Annotated in this window: 12 protein-coding genes; 10 read left to right on the top strand and 2 right to left on the bottom strand. The window is 60.6% G+C overall.

All coding sequences use genetic code 11. The features are described from left to right. Positions 1-171: 171 nt before the first annotated feature. From M0D66_RS01485 to M0D66_RS01450, 8 genes are all read left to right on the top strand, one after another. Positions 172-2,028, top strand: a complete 1,857-nt coding sequence (locus tag M0D66_RS01485; RefSeq protein WP_200620982.1) for a potassium transporter Kup — start codon at positions 172-174, stop codon at positions 2,026-2,028. A 30-nt stretch (positions 2,029-2,058) separates the two neighbouring features. Further along, the gene (locus M0D66_RS01480) at positions 2,059-3,615 is read left to right on the top strand and encodes a DUF2235 domain-containing protein (protein WP_211707865.1); all 1,557 of its coding nucleotides are present in this window, start codon (positions 2,059-2,061) and stop codon (positions 3,613-3,615) included. 524 nt (positions 3,616-4,139) lie between these two features. Then, on the top strand, positions 4,140-5,522 hold the full coding sequence (locus M0D66_RS01475) for an NAD-dependent succinate-semialdehyde dehydrogenase (RefSeq protein WP_093641770.1): 1,383 nt from the start codon (positions 4,140-4,142) through the stop codon (positions 5,520-5,522). A 21-nt stretch (positions 5,523-5,543) separates the two neighbouring features. Next, positions 5,544-6,719 (top strand): NAD(P) transhydrogenase subunit alpha, encoded by a 1,176-nt coding sequence (locus M0D66_RS01470; RefSeq protein ID WP_234486940.1) that lies wholly within the window; start codon positions 5,544-5,546, stop codon positions 6,717-6,719. 61 nt (positions 6,720-6,780) lie between these two features. Beyond that, positions 6,781-7,152 (top strand): NAD(P) transhydrogenase subunit alpha, encoded by a 372-nt coding sequence (locus tag M0D66_RS01465; protein WP_200620958.1) that lies wholly within the window; start codon positions 6,781-6,783, stop codon positions 7,150-7,152. Positions 7,153-7,162: 10 nt separating this feature from the next. Beyond that, positions 7,163-8,614, top strand: a complete 1,452-nt coding sequence (locus tag M0D66_RS01460) for an NAD(P)(+) transhydrogenase (Re/Si-specific) subunit beta (protein ID WP_211707866.1) — start codon at positions 7,163-7,165, stop codon at positions 8,612-8,614. 33 nt (positions 8,615-8,647) lie between these two features. Beyond that, positions 8,648-9,682: a zinc-dependent alcohol dehydrogenase gene (locus M0D66_RS01455; protein ID WP_200620960.1), complete on the top strand. Its 1,035-nt coding sequence runs from the start codon at positions 8,648-8,650 to the stop codon at positions 9,680-9,682. A gap of 370 nt (positions 9,683-10,052) precedes the next feature. Beyond that, on the top strand, positions 10,053-11,822 hold the full coding sequence (locus M0D66_RS01450) for an ABC transporter ATP-binding protein/permease (protein WP_266208855.1): 1,770 nt from the start codon (positions 10,053-10,055) through the stop codon (positions 11,820-11,822). 9 nt (positions 11,823-11,831) lie between these two features. Here M0D66_RS01450 and M0D66_RS01445 read toward each other — a convergent pair whose 3' ends face one another. Both M0D66_RS01445 and M0D66_RS01440 read right to left on the bottom strand, forming a co-directional pair. Next, positions 11,832-12,791 carry a D-2-hydroxyacid dehydrogenase family protein gene (locus M0D66_RS01445; protein WP_211707868.1) on the bottom strand — a complete coding sequence of 320 codons (960 nt, stop codon included), beginning with the start codon at positions 12,789-12,791 and terminating at the stop codon, positions 11,832-11,834. 119 nt (positions 12,792-12,910) lie between these two features. Further along, complete coding sequence (locus tag M0D66_RS01440; protein WP_244179482.1) at positions 12,911-13,837, bottom strand: LysR family transcriptional regulator; 927 nt, start codon at positions 13,835-13,837, stop codon at positions 12,911-12,913. A 295-nt stretch (positions 13,838-14,132) separates the two neighbouring features. Between M0D66_RS01440 and M0D66_RS01435 the strand changes: the two genes are divergently transcribed. Continuing rightward, positions 14,133-15,485, top strand: a complete 1,353-nt coding sequence (locus M0D66_RS01435; protein WP_211700208.1) for an MFS transporter — start codon at positions 14,133-14,135, stop codon at positions 15,483-15,485. Between the two features lie 45 nt (positions 15,486-15,530). Further along, positions 15,531-16,280, top strand: a complete 750-nt coding sequence (locus M0D66_RS01430) for an Asp/Glu racemase (protein WP_211707869.1) — start codon at positions 15,531-15,533, stop codon at positions 16,278-16,280. Positions 16,281-16,620 lie beyond the last annotated feature (340 nt).

Here is a 16,620-nt window from a genome sequence, read left to right as displayed (position 1 = left end):
CCATTGCAGCAAAATCAGCGTGACCAGACGGGCCGCCAGGCGCTTGAGCGCCGGCGCACCGTTCGTTGGCCGGGGGCCCCACCCACTGAGAAGGAGCCATTCATGGAATCGTCTTCAGGCCAACAACCGGGCGCCCCTGCCGGCCACGTCGAGGAAACCCGCCACGGGTCGATGCCCAAGCTGGCGCTGGCCGCCATCGGCATCGTGTTCGGCGACATCGGCACCAGTCCGCTCTACACCATGAGCACGGTATTCGACTCGGGTCACGGGCTGGTGCTCGATCGCTTCAATGTGCTGGGCGTGGTGTCGCTCATCATCTGGTCGCTGATCATTGTGGTGACGCTGAAGTACGTGACGCTGATCATGCGCGCCCACAACCACGGTGAGGGCGGCATCATGGCGCTGCTGGCGCTGGCTTCCAGTTCTGTAATGGACCGGCCCCGCCTGCGCAACGGGCTGCTACTCGCCGGTGTATTCGGCGCGGCGCTGTTCTATGGCGACGGCGTCATCACGCCGGCCATCTCGGTGCTCAGCGCGGTGGAAGGACTGGAAGTGGCGGAACCGCAGCTCAAGCCCTTCGTGGTGTCGATCGCACTCGTCGTGCTGATCGCTTTGTTCCTCGTGCAGCGGCGCGGCACGGCCGGCATCGGCGCTGTGTTCGGGCCGGTGATGGTGCTGTGGTTTGTCGTGATTGCGGTGTCGGGACTGCTCAGCATCGGCCGCGCGCCGGCCATCCTGGTCGCTTTCAACCCGTTCGTGGGCCTCGAATTCCTGATGCGCAACGGCTGGCGGGCCTTCGTCTCGCTCGGCGCGGTGGTGTTGGCGCTGACCGGCGCTGAGGCGCTTTATGCCGACATGGGCCACTTCGGCGCGCCGCCGATCCGCCTGTCGTGGTTCGCACTCGTGCTACCCGCGCTGGCGCTCAACTACCTGGGCCAGGGCGCGCTGCTATTGTCGGATCCCAAGGCCGTGGATAACCCCTTCTTCCACCTCTTCCCGTCGGTGGCGTTGTTCCCGATGGTGGTGCTGGCCACGGTGGCGACTGTGATCGCGTCGCAGGCAGTGATCAGCGGCGCGTTTTCGATGACCAAGCAGGCCATGCAACTCGGCTTCATGCCGCGCATGGGCATCGTCTATACGTCCGAACGCGAAGTCGGCCAGATCTATGTGCCTGCCATCAACTGGCTGCTGCTGATCGCGGTGGTGGGGGCGGTGCTGGGCTTCGGTTCCTCTACGGCGCTGGGTTCGGCCTACGGTATCGCGGTAACGGGCACGATGATGATCACCACCTTCCTCACGTTCTACGTGGTGCGCTACGCCTGGCACTACAACTGGTTGCTGTGCGTGCTGGCCACCGGGTTCTTCTTCGTCATCGATCTGGCGTTCTTCTCGGCCAACCTGCTCAAGTTCGTGGATGGCGGATGGTTCCCGCTGCTCTTGGGCGCCATCATGTTCACCGTGATGTCCACCTGGCACCGCGGCCGTGCGCTGATGATCGAAGAGGCCAGCATCCATGCCGGCGCGCTGCCGCTGGCCAGGTACCTCGACAGCCTGTTCGCGCAGGAAACGATACGCGTGCCCGGCACGGCCGCGTTCCTGACCATCGACCCCAGCACCGTGCCGCACGCGCTGGTCAACAACCTGGCGCATAACCACGTGCTGCACGAGCGTGTGCTGTTCGTGCACGTGACCAACCTGGATGTGCCCTATGTGCCGCGCGAGCAGCGCGTGGCGATCACGCCGCTGGGCCACAACTGCCACAGCATCCTCGTGACATACGGCTTCAAGGACGTGGCCAGTTTGCCGCAAGCGCTGCGCGACTGCGAGCCGAAGGGCCTGGTGGTCGATCCGGCGAAGGTCTCCTATTTCCTCAGTCATGCCACCGTAGTGGCGACCGGAGGCAAGGGCATGCCGGTGTGGCGCGAACGATTGTTCAGCGTGATGGCGCACAATATCGGCAACCCTGCGGCTTATTTCAAACTGAGCTCAAACCGGGTGATCGAGCTGGGCTCGCGCGTCGAAATATGAGGTAGGACCTATAAGGTAGAACCCGCAAACATGAAGAGACTTTTCGTTTGCTGCGACGGCACATGGAACTCGGATAGCGACGAGTTTCAGGGGGTGCCCGTTCCGACCAATGTCGTTCGCTTTTTCAACGCGTTGAGTGAACACGGCGAAGATGGCGTCGAACAACTCCGCTACTACCACGTCGGCATTGGCGCTAATGAAGGCCGGGTTCGTCGCCTCGTAGACGGTGCGTTGGGATTGGGTCTCTCGCGAGACATTCGAACTGCGTACAAGTGGCTGTCCGACCACTACGAGGAAGGTTCTGAAATCTTCATCATTGGCTTTTCGCGTGGCGCGTTCACGGCGCGAAGCCTGGTGGGCATGCTCCACCGTTGTGGACTTCCTGGCGAGGCAAGCTGGGCGCTAGTCAAACAGGCATGGAACCTGTACCGGCTCGATCCAGCAACACCGGAAAACACCAGCCTGCAGGAACGGTTCTGCATCGAGAATGGCAAACCGCCTCCCATTCGCTTCCTGGGCGTGTGGGAGACGGTGGGCGCTCTCGGTATTCCTGAAATTGCGAATCTATTCGGCTTAGGGAGACAGCGCCTCGAATTCCATGACACGAGGCTTTCGCCAGAAGTTGAACGCGCGGTACAAGCCCTTGCCATTGACGAGCAGCGGAACACTTTCTTTCCAACGTTGTGGACAGATGCCGATGGTTGCGACCCGGCACGCGTGACGCAAGTGTGGTTCCCTGGTGTGCACGCGGACGTTGGGGGCGGCTACAAGGAGACCGGGCTTTCTGACGCCACGCTCAAATGGATGATTGCCGAGGCCGCGCAGTGCGGTGCGGTGTTTGAACCGAAGATGTTGGACCAGATAGCCGATGCGGGCCAGTTGTCGCCATCCGCGGTACATGGCGTCCTGCACAACTCACTCACAGGCTTTTACAGGAGGATCGGATTTCGTCCCCGGTCCTTTCCGTATCTGGCGAAGGATTCACGCATATGCTCCGAATCGATATCGGATCTAGCATTGGCACGGCAGGCCAGTCCGCCAATCTTTCAGGCTCCCTATCGACCGAACATCGATCCAGGGAAGGGGGTGCAGGTGCGGGTCTTCGCCAGCACGTTGTGGAACTGGACCGGCATTTTCATGAAGGAGGGGGTGAGCTACCGGTTCAAGGTGCTTGAAGGTCAAACATGGCTGGATGGGGACAGCGTATCGGGCGCGGAGGGCACGCCTGGTAACTGGATGCAGCGCCTGTTTGCATGGTCCAAGCGGGTTAGAGGAGCGAACTGGTTCGAGCTCTGCGGTGCGATCTCATACCCAGGGGAACCGAGCGAAGCAGGCGTATCACCTCAACCCTTTTACTTCAGAATCGGCAGAGAGATGGAGATCAAGGCGCCTTACTCGGGTTACCTGTATTGCTTTGCCAACGACGCCACCTGGGCGTATTGGAACAATCAAGGCAGCCTGCGGGTTGAAATCGCCGAATCAAGTGGGTTGCCGGGTGGCAAGGGGACGGCATACCGGCACTCAGACGAAGACCTGACTGCGCCGGCAACAGCACCCGGAGGGTCTGGAGCAGGCGAACCGTCCTGAACGGTACTGCGACGGACATCGAGACTTCGTTTCGTGCTCATTGGGGCCGGGTCCGCACTTGTACGGCACCGTACCGACCTCCACCGAGGTTAAGCGCACCGTGGTTACACGTGCCTTGTGTCTTTCATCCAAAGGCGCTCGAAACACCCTCGCGCAGTATGATTTTCTTCAATCGCTCGCCCGGGCCGCCCCCTCCAGCAAGGAGTGGCCATCATGCTCACAATCCGAAAACACTATTTCTTTCCGCCGCGCTCATGGCGGAGGCAGTCGCTGCTATGCAATGGCGCGGCAAGACAGATCATTTTGCGTGATTTCGGTCCAAGGACTGAGCAGGACGTGAAAGAGTCGAAGGCCGCAATGAAGAAGCAAGGCGCCTGAGGTCAGGCACGCAAGTGGCGTCCGAATTACGATCATTCGAAATCTAATATTTAGGATGTCGAACACAAGACGTACTGGTGTTCGACACGTGCTTGACGTTCCGCCCCGGGACTCAAGCCAACCTCCATTTAAAGAGAACACAAATCATGGCTTATCAAAGTGTCAACCCTAACACCGGCAAGGTCCTGAAGAGCTTCGAAAAACTGACCGATGAGCAACTTGAAAAGTCGATCGCTGCCGCCGAGACCTGTTTCCAGACGTGGAAGCACACGACCTACGCCCAGCGTGCCGAAATCGTGGATAAGGCCGCAACACTGATGCGTAAGAACGTCGATGAATTTGCCAAACTGGCGACTCTTGAAATGGGCAAGCGCATCGACGAAGCGCGTGGCGAAGTCAGGTTCAGCGCCGACATTCTTGCTTATTACGCTGAGCACGCGAAAACTTTCCTGGCACCGACCAAACTGAATCCGAAAGTCGGTGAGGCGCATATGGAAAATAGTCCATTCGGTGTGCTCTTCTGCGTGGAGCCGTGGAATTTCCCGTACTACCAACTTGCACGCGTCGCGGGCCCGCAACTGATGGCGGGTAACGTACTGGTGGTCAAGCATGCAGGCTGCGTACCGCAATGCGCGATTGCCTTCGAGAAACTCCTGCTCGACGCCGGCGCACCTAAGGGGGCCTACACCAATTTGTTGATCTCGCACGAGCAGTCCGAGCGAATCATCGACGACCCGCGCATCAAGGGTGTGGCATTGACGGGCAGCGTCGAGGCCGGCAGAAGTATTGCGGCGCGAGCGGGGCAGAACCTCAAGAAGACTTCGATGGAGCTGGGTGGCAGCGATGCGTTCATCGTGCTCGATGATGCCGACCTGGAAAAGACCGTTCCGTGGGCTGTATGGGGGCGGATGTATAACGCCGGCCAGACCTGTTGCGCGGCGAAGCGATTCATCGTTCTCGATTCGATTGCCGACAAATTTCTTGCGAAGTTCAAGACCGCGCTCTCCGAATTGAAGGCAGGCGATCCGATGGACGAGAAGACGACGCACGGCCCCTTGTCCACCGAGGGGGCGTTGGTTCAACTGCTCAAGCAGGTCGACGATGCAGTGGCACATGGCGCCACGCTGGTGATGGGCGGCAAACGCATTGACCGACCCGGCTCGTTCATGGAAACGACGATCCTCACGGATATCAAACCGGACAATCCGGCTTTCCGCGACGAATTCTTCGGTCCGGTGGTGTCGTTCTTCCGCGTCAAGGACGAAGCCGCGGCCATCGCGCTAGCCAACGATTCGGACTTCGGCCTCGGTGGTTCGGTCTTCACGAAAGACGAAGCGCGCGGCAAGCGCGTGGCGAGCGGGGTCGAGACCGGGATGATGTTCATCAACAACATCGACTGGTCCGATGCGGAACTGCCGTTTGGCGGCATCAAGGATTCCGGCTACGGCCGTGAGCTCGGCAACATGGGCATCCAGGAGTTCGTCAATACGAAGCTGGTCCGTACCGCCCGCCTCGATGCACCGGCCTGATCTCCACAAGGAAAGCCCGCCATGTATGTCAACGTTGCCGTTCTGACGGAGACCCGGGCCCATGAACGCCGTGTGGCGCTCGTGCCGTCCGTGGTCCAGAAACTGGTCAAACTGGGTGCCCGGCTGCATATGCAGCCGGGGGCGGGCGCGGCGATTCATCTGGATGACGCCGCGTTCGAGAACGTCGCCTTTATAGCGGATCGCACGGCGCTGGTGAAAGACGCCGATGTCGTGCTTGCCGTTCAGCCTCCCGCGCTCGAGGTGGTCAACGCGATGAAGGAGGGCGCGATCCTCGTTTCGTTCATCTATGCGCACAACGAGCCCGCGCTGGTGAAGCGCCTGCTCGACAAGAAGATCACCTGCTTCGCAATGGAGCGGGTGCCACGCATTACGCGTGCCCAGTCCATGGACGCGTTATCGAGCCAGTCCGCGCTTGCAGGCTACTACGCGGTGCAACTGGGCTCGACCCATCTCGCTCGCGTGGTGCCCAAGATTACCAGCGCGGCAGGCTCGATCGGACCGGCTCACGTTCTGGTGATGGGGCTCGGTGTGGCAGGGCTGGAGGCGATCGCGACGGCGCACCGCCTTGGGGCCGTCGTCGAGGGCTATGACGTGCGGCCGGAAACTCGGGAGCAGGCGCTCTCGCTGGGCGCCACCTTTGTCGATACCGGTATCGATGCGCGTGGTAAAGGCGGCTATGCCCGTGAGCTGAGCGCCGAGGAAAAGACCCGGGTCGCGGACGTGCTGACGAAGCACATTGAGAGCGCCGATCTGATCATCACAACCGCCGCGATTCCCGGTAAGGCCTCGCCTAAGCTCATCAGCCACGCACAGGTGGCCGGCATGAAGGCGGGCTCGGTGATCGTCGATCTGTCGGCTGAGGGCGGCGGCAACTGCGAAGACACGCGGCCTGGCGAGACCACGCGGATCGGCAACGTGACGATCGTCGCGCCGCTGAATGTGCCCTCGCTGCTCGGCGAGGACGCGAGCGAACTGTACGCGAAGAATCAGTACAACCTGCTCGCGTTGATCATGAAAAACAACGTCATCGAGATCGACTGGAGCGACGAAGTGCTCGCCAAAACGGTGCTCACCCACGCAGGCGAGAACAAGGCTGAGGCGAGCGACGCGGCGGCCAAGCCTGTTGCCGCCGCGAAGAAGCCCCCCGCGAAAGCCGAACCTGTTACGCCGGCATGAGCGCGGGTATCAGCGCCTGTATCAACACCGGCACAAACACGCTCTGACCAAGGACCAAGTGATGGACTTCCAGATCAGCATTTCCGGCTTCGTCGCGATTTACATCTTCATGCTGGCCGCTTTCGCTGGCTGGGTGATCATCGGACACGTGCCGGCCATTCTGCATACCCCGTTGATGTCGGGCTCGAATTTCGTACACGGCATTGTCGTGGTGGGCGGCATCTATGCGCTCCTGAACGCGAGTACGGTCCAGGAGCAAGTCATCGGCTTCGTGGCTGTGTTGCTCGGCGCGGGCAATGCCGCAGGGGGTTATGCCGTCACCGATCGCATGCTCGCCATGTTCAAGACCACCGTTCATCCCGCGGCGCACGGCACGCACGGTGCGCATAGCAAGTCCGGCACCGTGAAGTCCATCCACGCAAAGAAGCATTGAGGACGCCGCCATGTTGACCCTGATCCCCCAACTCGGCATCGGCGTGGTCGATCTCGCCGCTGCCTTTCTCTTTCTCTACGGCCTGCACCGCATGTCTTCGCCTGTTACGGCACCTTCGGGCATTTTCGTCGCCGGTTTCGGCATGGCCGTGGCCGTGCTCGCGAGCTTCCTCTACGCCTTCGACGTTAGCGCGGCGGCCCGGCCCAACCTGCCGGTCAACCTGGGGCTTGCCGTCGTTGCTTTGGCGCTGGGCGGCGGGTTGGCCTGGTGGGGCGGCCGCAAGGTGGCGATGACCGCCATGCCGCAGATGGTGGCGATTTACAACGGCATGGGTGGCGGAGCGGCCGGTGCGATTGCCGCGGTGGAACTGTTCGGCAACAAGGCGCAGGGCGCGACCGCGCTCATCATGACCTTGCTGGGCGCGCTGATCGGCGCGGTGTCGCTGTCGGGTTCGCTGATCGCCTGGGCCAAGCTCGATGGGGTCATCAACAAGCCCGTACGAGTGAAAGGGCAGCAGGTGTTCAATGGACTGGTGCTGCTGGCTACCTTCGTGGTTGGCGGCTACATCGTCGTCGCAAGCGCGGATAACGCTGCGCTGATATTGACGATGCCGACCTGGATCTATCTGTTCTTCGGTTGTGCGCTGGCGCTCGGCATCCTGATGACGCTGCCGATCGGTGGCGCCGATATGCCGGTGGTGATTTCGATCTTTAACGCCTTTACCGGCCTCGCGGTCGGCATTGAAGGCTACGTGTTGCAGAACCCCGCACTGATGATCGCCGGTATGGTGGTCGGTGCAGCCGGCATGTTGCTGACGCTGCTGATGGCCAAGGCCATGAACCGTTCCGTGAGCAATGTGATCTTCACCAACTTTGGTGAGGTCGCCACGCGCAAGCAGGGGAAGATCAAGGGCAGCCTGAAGCCGACGCAGCCAGGCGACGCCGGCATCGCGATGCGCTATGCGGCCTCGGTGATTATCGTCCCGGGTTACGGTCTCGCGGTCTCGCAGGGGCAAGGCAAGCTGTACGAATTCGTCAAGCTGCTTCAGGCGGGCGGCGTGTCGGTGAAGTTTGCGGTGCACCCTGTGGCTGGCCGCATGCCGGGCCAGATGGACGTGCTGCTGGCCGAAGCTGGCGTCCCCTACGACGTGATCTTCCAACTCGAGGACATCAACGACCAGTTCGCCACGACGGATGTTGCGCTAGTGATCGGCGCCAACGACGTGGTCAACCCGGCCGCGCGCACCGACAAATCGTCGGCCATTTACGGCATGCCGATTCTCAACGCCGATCACGCCAAGCAGGTGTTTGTGATCAAGCGCGGGGAAGGCAAGGGCTACGCCGGCATCGTCAATGAACTCTTTTACGCAGACAACTGCAACATGGTCTATGGCGACGCCCAGACCGTGCTCATCAAGATGAGTGAAGCGGTCAGAGGGCTTGGATTGCCCGCTGTTGCCTAGCGCGCTGAATTCATCGCAACCGAGGAACAAGCCATGACATCGAAAATGCAAGCTGCCGTCGTCGAACAGTTCGGCAAGCCACTGGTGCTAAAGGAACTGGATATTCCCGAGCCCGGTCCAGGCCAGATCCTGGTGAAGACCGAAGCGTGCGGCGTATGCCACACCGATTTGCATGCCGCGAGCGGGGACTGGCCGTTAAAGCCCACGTTGCCATTCATACCGGGCCATGAAGGCATCGGTATCGTCGCCGCCCTTGGTGCGGGTGTAACGGCCGTGAAGGAAGGCGACCGGGTCGGCGTACCGTGGCTCTACTCCGCTTGCGGACACTGCGAGTTTTGCCTCGCGGCACGCGAGCCCGTATGTGCCGAAGCGCAGTTCGGCGGTTATACGAAGAACGGTGGGTTCGCCGAATACATCGTCGCCGATCCGAACTATGTGGCCCATATCCCAGCCCATCTGGCGGCCCGCGACGCGGCGCCCCTCATCTGTGCCGGGATCACCTCGTACAAAGGCATCAAGGAGACCCAGGCACGCCCGGGTGAATGGGTCGTGGTCTCTGGCGTCGGTGGCCTCGGACACCTTGGCATTCAGTACGCCAAGGCAATGGGCCTGCATGTGTGCGCAGTGGATATCGATGACGGCAAGCTCGCGCATGCCAAACGCCTTGGCGCCGATGCCATGGTGAACGCAAAGGACGGCGATGCGGTTGCTGCCGTCAGAAAGGCTACGGGGGGCGGTGCGCATGGCGTGCTGATTACAGCGCCGTCGTTGGGCGCATTCAAGCAAGGTGTGGGCATGACGCGCAAATGCGGGACCTGTGTGCTGGTTGGGCTGCCGCCGGGCGAGTTTCCGACCCCCCTGTTCGACGTCGTGGCGAACTGCATCACGATTCGCGGCTCGTTTGTCGGCAATCGCCGGGACATGGCCGAAGCGCTTGCCTTCGCCGCTGACGGCAAGGTCAAGGCCGATATCGAGTTGCAGCCGCTCTCGGCGATCAACAGCGTGTTCCATCGCCTCGCGCACGGCGATGTCCCATCGCGCGTGGTGCTCGAGTTCGCCAAGGGTTGAGAGGAGGGCGCTATCGTGGCTGCCGGACCCCGGTCCGGCTCTACGGCCATATAACGCAACCGAACTAAACGGAGCTGACGCCGAACACTCCGGTCGCCAAATCGTGCTCGAAATCGGCGTGCCACGCCGTGCCTTGGCCAGTAGCATCAACACCGGACTTATCATTGCTTCGTCGAGTAACCATGACTTGTCGGCGAACCGGGCCCGCACTAGCGCCCGCCGGGTACTGGTCTTCGTCACGGATGTCGAAATCGATCATATCTAAGCCATGACTGGCGAAGATTAAAGTCGCGTCGACGGCAGGACAGGTCACACCCTACAATCACCCCCGTGCACTCGGTCCGTATTCACTGCGCGTTAAGGGGCGTTCATGAGCGACCAATCTTCCGGCCTTGCGTCCGGGCAAGCGGACCGTGTCTCAGCCTGGAGCCTGATCAGACCGTACTGGGTCTCTGAGGAACGCAAGACCGCGTGGGGTCTGCTGATCACGATCATCGTCATGGACCTGGTTCTGGTCGGCATCAACGCCCGCTTGAATACGTGGAACCGTGATTTCTACAACGCACTGGAAGGCAGGAAGGTCCATGAATTCCCGCAGCTGATGCTGCTTTTCAGCGCGCTTGCGTTCGCGTTCGTCGGGATCTCCGTCTATAACCGCTATCTGAGGCAGATGCTTGGCTTCCGATGGCGCCAGTGGCTGACCACACACTATCTGCAGGAATGGCTGGGCGACGGCACCTTCTATCGCATCGAGCGCGACCGCCTCGCCGACAACCCTGACCAACGGGTCGCTGTCGATCTTGCATCATTCGCCAACACCACACTTTCGCTCACGCTCGATCTGCTCTCGACACTCGAAACACTCGTGTGGTTCTCGACCGTTCTATGGAGCACGGCGGGCGTGCTGGCAATCGAGCTTGGCGGCACGCCCGTCCAGATTCCGGGCTACATGCTGTGGGCGGCCATTGTCTATGCGATTGTTGGCTCACTCCTGACCAACAAGGTCGGTCATCCGCTGGTGTCGATCAACTACCAGATGCAGCGCGTCGAGGCGGATTTCCGGTTTGGGCTGATCCGCCTGCGCGAAAACGCCGAACAGATTGCGTTCTATGATGGGATGCGTGTCGAGGAGTCGACGGCCCAAGACCTGTTCGGCCGGATTCGCGAAAACTGGTGGCGCGTGATGAAGTACACGCGGCGCTATAGCTTCGTGCTCAATTTCTACGCTCAGATTGCCGAGATATTCCCGATCGTCGTAGCGTCGCCGCGTTACTTCGCAGGGTTGATGAGCTTCGGGACACTGATGCAAATCGGCGACGCATTCAGTTCGGTTAGCGATTCGCTTTCGTGGTTCATCAACAATTACGACACGCTCGTCCAATGGCGCGCAACCGTTAACCGTCTGCGCGAGTTCAAACGCGTCATGCATCTACCTCATCTGAAGGAGTCGGTGTCGCCCGCCACCGAGCATGGCGGCATCAATCTGCACTACGTCGACGAGAACCAGCTCACCACGCACAAGCTCACGCTTGCGCTGCCCAACGGCGAGACGCTCGCGAGTGTGCGCGACATTGCCGTCAAGCCAGGTTCGCGCTGGCTCGTGCGTGGACCTTCCGGCTCGGGAAAAAGCACGCTGTTGCGCGCGCTGGCGGGTCTCTGGCCGTTCGGAAACGGCTCGATCGATGCACCTGTGAATGCGCGCATGATGTTCGTCCCGCAGCAGAGCTACCTGCCGGTTGGCACCTTGAAGACTGGGCTCGCTTATCCCACGGCTGCCACCAATTTCAGCGACGAGGAATGTTGCGAGGCGCTACGTCTGTGCCGGCTTGAGGGCTACGTCGACCGATTGCACGAATCTCTGCACTGGTGGAGCATTCTTTCTCCCGGCGAGCAACAGCGGCTGGCAGTCGCGCGTGTGCTGATGCACGAGCCTGACTATGTGTTTCTCGACGAAGCAACGAGTGCGGTCGATACCGAGAACGAAGCGTATCTGTATGGCCTGTTGATCGAGCGATTGCCGAAAGCGGCGATTGTCAGTGTCACGCACCGCGGGTCGCTTGCGGCGTTCCACCAGGAGACGCTCGATATTGCACGTGCGGACGAGCACGAGCACACCGTGGCAGACACACGTCCGTCGTGACCGCTACCCTTACGCAGAACGTCCGGTTTCCTCAAGCCACTTAACGATGTTCTGCACCGTATCGCCATAGAAGGTGCGATACAACTCCTTCGACACATAGCCGATATGAGGCGTCGCGAGCACGTTAGGCAATTGGCGCAGCGGGTGCGGATTCTCGAGCGGTTCGACCTCGTACACGTCCAGTGCCGCGCCGGCAATCTGACCGGTCGTGAGTGCCCGAAGCAGGGCGGCATTGTCGACGATCGCTCCACGCGACGTATTGATCAGCCGGCTCGTGGATTTCATCTGCGCGAGTTCTGTCGCGCCGACCAAACCTCGGGTTCGCTCGCTAAACCGCAAGTGAATCGACAGGAAATCGGAAGTGGAGAACAGCACATCCTTGCTGACTCGCTGCACGCCTTTCTCCGCAGCGCGTTCCTCGGTAAGGTTCTCACTCCACGCGATGACGTTCATTCTGAATGCCCGCCCGATGACGCCGACAGCCGAACCGATATGGCCAAGACCAAGCACGCCGAGCGTCTTGCCCGCGAGTTGCTCGCCTAGCGAAAGCTGCCAGCCTCCCTCACGCACTGACTGAGTCTCGAGCGGAATATTGCGGGCCATCGCGAGAATCAGCGCCCACGTCATCTCGATCGTCGGCGTGGACGAATAGCCCGTATGACGAATTTCGATGCCGCGTTCCGCAGCCGCCTCCTGATCGATCGACACATTCCCCGGGCCGGTCGAAGCAATCAGCTTCAAGTTCGGCAGGCTCTCGATAACCACGCGGGACAGCGGTGTGCGTTCCCGCATCACGCATACGACGTCGAATGGTTGCAGGCGTTGAATCAGGCTCCCGATATCAGCGACGTGATCGTTGAACACCGTCACGTCTGCCAGGTCCTTAAGGGGCGACCAGTCCGCCACGCTCAGCGCGACGTTCTGATAGTCGTCGAGGACGGCGACCTTGATCGGGAGTTTGGGGTTCATGTTGCGCGCTCCATGAGTTATATACGGTTGCTGCTAACCGAATGCTAAGAATCCCGGCTCGTCACGTAAATCAATATGTAACGACGCCACCCATCGCGAGCCGCGATGGCTCACCATCCTCATGACTCGTTGTCCCGGTGCTTGTTGAGGTGGTCGACCAGCATGCGCGCAGGCAGCGGCAGCGTCTCAAAGTTGCGGGCGATGATCACCAGAGGCCGCTGCGACCACGGTTCATCAAGCTCAACGACGCGAAACGGCACCGACTGCATATAAGGCGTCACGCTTCCCTTGGGGAGCACGCCAATGCCGAGACCCGCGCTGACCATGTTGCGCACGCCCTCGAAACTGGTCACCTCGATACGCACGCGAAGCCGCATGCCGGCACGCTCAGCGGCGGCGCGACACAACTTCGAAATGGACGTGCCATACGGCATGCTGACGAAGTCGTCCTCCAGAACTTCCGCGAAGGTCACGCTCGCGCGCTCGGCGAGCCGATGATCCGACGGCACGATCACGACCAGCTTATCGACGCTGTATGGACGCCACTGCAGATCGCCGAGGGTGTCCCTGGTAGCCGCGCAGATGCCGAGATCGGCGACACCGCTTGCGATTGCCTGCACGACTTCATCGCTCGACTTCTCGGCCATATCGATCCGCACCTTCGGGTTGGTGCGCAGGAAGGTGCGCAGCACACCCGGCAGATACTGGACCATGGCCGTAAAGTTCACATAAATCCGGGTATGGCCCCTCAACCCCGCCGAATACTCAGACAATTCGTCCGAAATTTGCTGCAGGTGCTCACTCAGCCGCTTCGCGTGGTGATAGAGCGCTTCGCCGGCCGGCGTGGGTTGCACGCCGCGACTGTGCCGATATAGCAGCGGCGTGCCGGCGTCCTCTTCGAGATCCGATACGCGCTTACTGACGGCCGACGCCACGATATGCGTGCGGGCCGCCGCCGCGGCAATGCTGCCCTCCTCGATGACGGCCACAAAAATGCGCAGGGACTCCATGTCGAGGCGCAACGGCCGATCTGCTGAAACACGCATCCTTACTCCTTCGGGTTGGCTATCCGGGCGCCTCGCACCCATCGCGGTTGGCGATGCCTCTATTGAACATTGAGAAGTTTTCAATCCGCCTCGTGACCGGCATCCTATGTTCCATAGGGCTCAATCCTCGCAGGACGATCGGTCGAGGCGCGAGACCGGGCACTGTGCCTCGCGATTCTATGTCGCGGCGGCGCGGTTGTCCTGGACGCCGGCCCATCAGCCTTTTCAGAAGCACAAGCCGGCGGACGGCCGGCACGCAGGAAAAATCGGTTGAAAACATGAAGGAGACGAAAAGATGGAACACAAACACCTTGCCCTGAGCGCGCGAACGCGCTGGTACGAGGGGCTCACGGCCATGCACTGGCGTGTCCTGAAGGCCAGCTTTCTCGGCTGGATTTTCGACGGTTATGAGGCACTGGCGCTCGTCGTCGTGCTTGGGCCGATGCTGCATTCGGTGCTCTCGCCGGCACAAGCCGCGTCGCCCACGACATACGCGGGTCTGGTCATCGGCATTACGTTGCTTGGCTGGGGGGCGGGCGGTCTGATCGGCGGGATTCTCGCCGACTATGTCGGACGCAAGCGGATGATGCTCTGGTCCGTGTTCCTCTATGCGGTGTTTTCGGGGTTGACCGCGTTCTCGCAAACCTTCTGGGTATTGTGCGGGCTGCGTTTTCTGACGGGCCTCGCCATGGGCAGCGAATGGAGCACGGGCGTCGCGCTGCTGTCGGAAACCTGGCCTGAGCGGGCGCGTGCGAAAGGAGCGGGTTTTCTGCAATCGGGCTTCGGTTGGGGCACGTTGATCGCGGCAGTTGTGTGGTACGCGCTGTCGACGGCGCATCCACTCGGCGCCGAAACCTGGCGGTTGATGTTCGTGCTTGGCGCAGTGCCCGCGCTTTTTGTGCTGTACATCCGCCGCGGGGTCAACGAGTCGGAGAAATGGCAACGCGCGGTGCGCGAAAAACGCTGGAGCGCGACGAGTACGCAGCCGGTTGCGGGAGACGCGCCTGCCTCCGACAAGCGTCCTTTCACGCTCACGCAACTGTTCAGCGAACCTGAAGCGCTACGCCGCACGCTGCTTCTGCTCGTGCTGTCGATCGTTACGACCGTTGGCTGGTGGGCCATTTCCAGTTGGCTGCCGACCTTTACCGTAGCGCTCGCTAAAGCCGAAGGCATCCCCGATGCCTTGTCGTGGGGCTCGAAGGTATCGATCGTGTACACCATCGGCGCGATTGTGGCCTACATGGTCGCGGGCTTCGTGGTGGATGCAATCGGCCGGCGAGCGTTCCTGTCACTTACTTTCGTCGGTGCGCTGCTCACGACGATCGTCACGTACAAGCTGACGACAAGCGTCGAAGCGATGATGGTCGTGGCGCCGATCAATGGCTTCTTCACACTGGGCTGTGCCTATGTCTGGATGGCGATCTATCCATGCGAACTCTTTGGCTCCAGCGTGCGTTCCACCGCGATTAGCTTCGTGTTCAATGCAGCGCGTCTGATCGCGTGGGTGTTTCCGATCATTGCGGGCAGCATGATCAAATCATTCGGTGGTGTGTCTCAAGCTGCGTTGGCACTCGGTTCTGTGTATCTGCTCGGTATTGTGGTTCCGTGGTTTTTGCCGGAAACGCGTGGCACAGGCATGCCGGATTGAGTCGGTTAATAACTTTGGATGCCTAATTCTATTTTGGAGAGAAAGATGCCTCAAAATTTTCGTATTGGACAGATCGTTCCAAGCTCGAATACAACCATGGAAACGGAAATTCCCGCCATGCTGCGTGCCCGTGAAGCGATCCGCCCCGAGCGGTTCACATTCCATTCGAGCCGGATGAGAATGCACAAGGTCACGAAGGAAGAACTGGTCGCAATGAACAAGGAAGGCCTGCGCTGTGCGGCGGAACTCGCCGACGCGCGTGTCGATGTCATGAGCACGGCGTGCCTGGTCGCGATCATGGCGATGGGGCCCGGATATCATCGGCAAACCGAACGTGAACTGTTGGAAGTTGCGCGCGCCAATCATTGCCTGGCGCACGTTATGACTTCCGCGGGCGCGTTGGTAGAAGGCCTGAAGATCATGGGCGCTCGGCGGATTTCGCTGATGGCGCCGTACATGCGGCCCTTGACTGACCTTGTCGTCGCTTATATCGAGAACGAAGGCATTGAGGTCATCGATTCCCTCTGCTTCGAGATTCCCGACAACCTTGAAGTTGGTCTGCGTGACCCGATGCAACTTGTGAACGACGTGCGCGACCTGAACACGGAAGGCGCGGACGTTGTGGTGGCGTCCGCTTGCGTCCAGATGCCTTCGTTGCCGGCGATTCAGCGCATTGAAGACATGCTGGGAATCCGCACCGTTTCGACTGCGGTATGCACTGTTCGGCGCATGCTGGATCATCTTAAGCTCGAGCCGATCGTGCCTGGTGCGGGGGCGTTGCTGTCCGGCGTGTGATCGCCTACGGCTGACACTCAGCCGATTTTTTCGAATGCGGCGTTGTACATCATCCAGGTCTCGTCGAGCCGAACATTCGGGCAACCGGAAGCTGGAATACGCCGCGCTGCATCTCGGCGAATAAGAAATAGGAAAAACGTCGAACAGATCGCCTTAAACATTGGCCAGTTTGACCCCACGCGTCAGCTCGTCCGAAGCTGCCACGATATCGCCCATAATATCGATCTCGCGCTTTACCGCGCGGATGACGTCGGTCACCGCGTCGCCGCTTTTTCAGTGAACGGCGAATCGCGCGGTATGAGCCAACCGGCATTCCTTTCATCGGGATTATTGCTGGGTT

Origin of the sequence: Paraburkholderia sp. SECH2 (assembly GCF_030464795.1) — a bacterium.
In the GTDB taxonomy this organism is placed as follows: Bacteria; Pseudomonadota; Gammaproteobacteria; order Burkholderiales; family Burkholderiaceae; genus Paraburkholderia; species Paraburkholderia aspalathi.
Note: the sequence above shows the minus strand (reverse complement) of the source record. Positions and strands in the feature narration are given on the sequence as shown.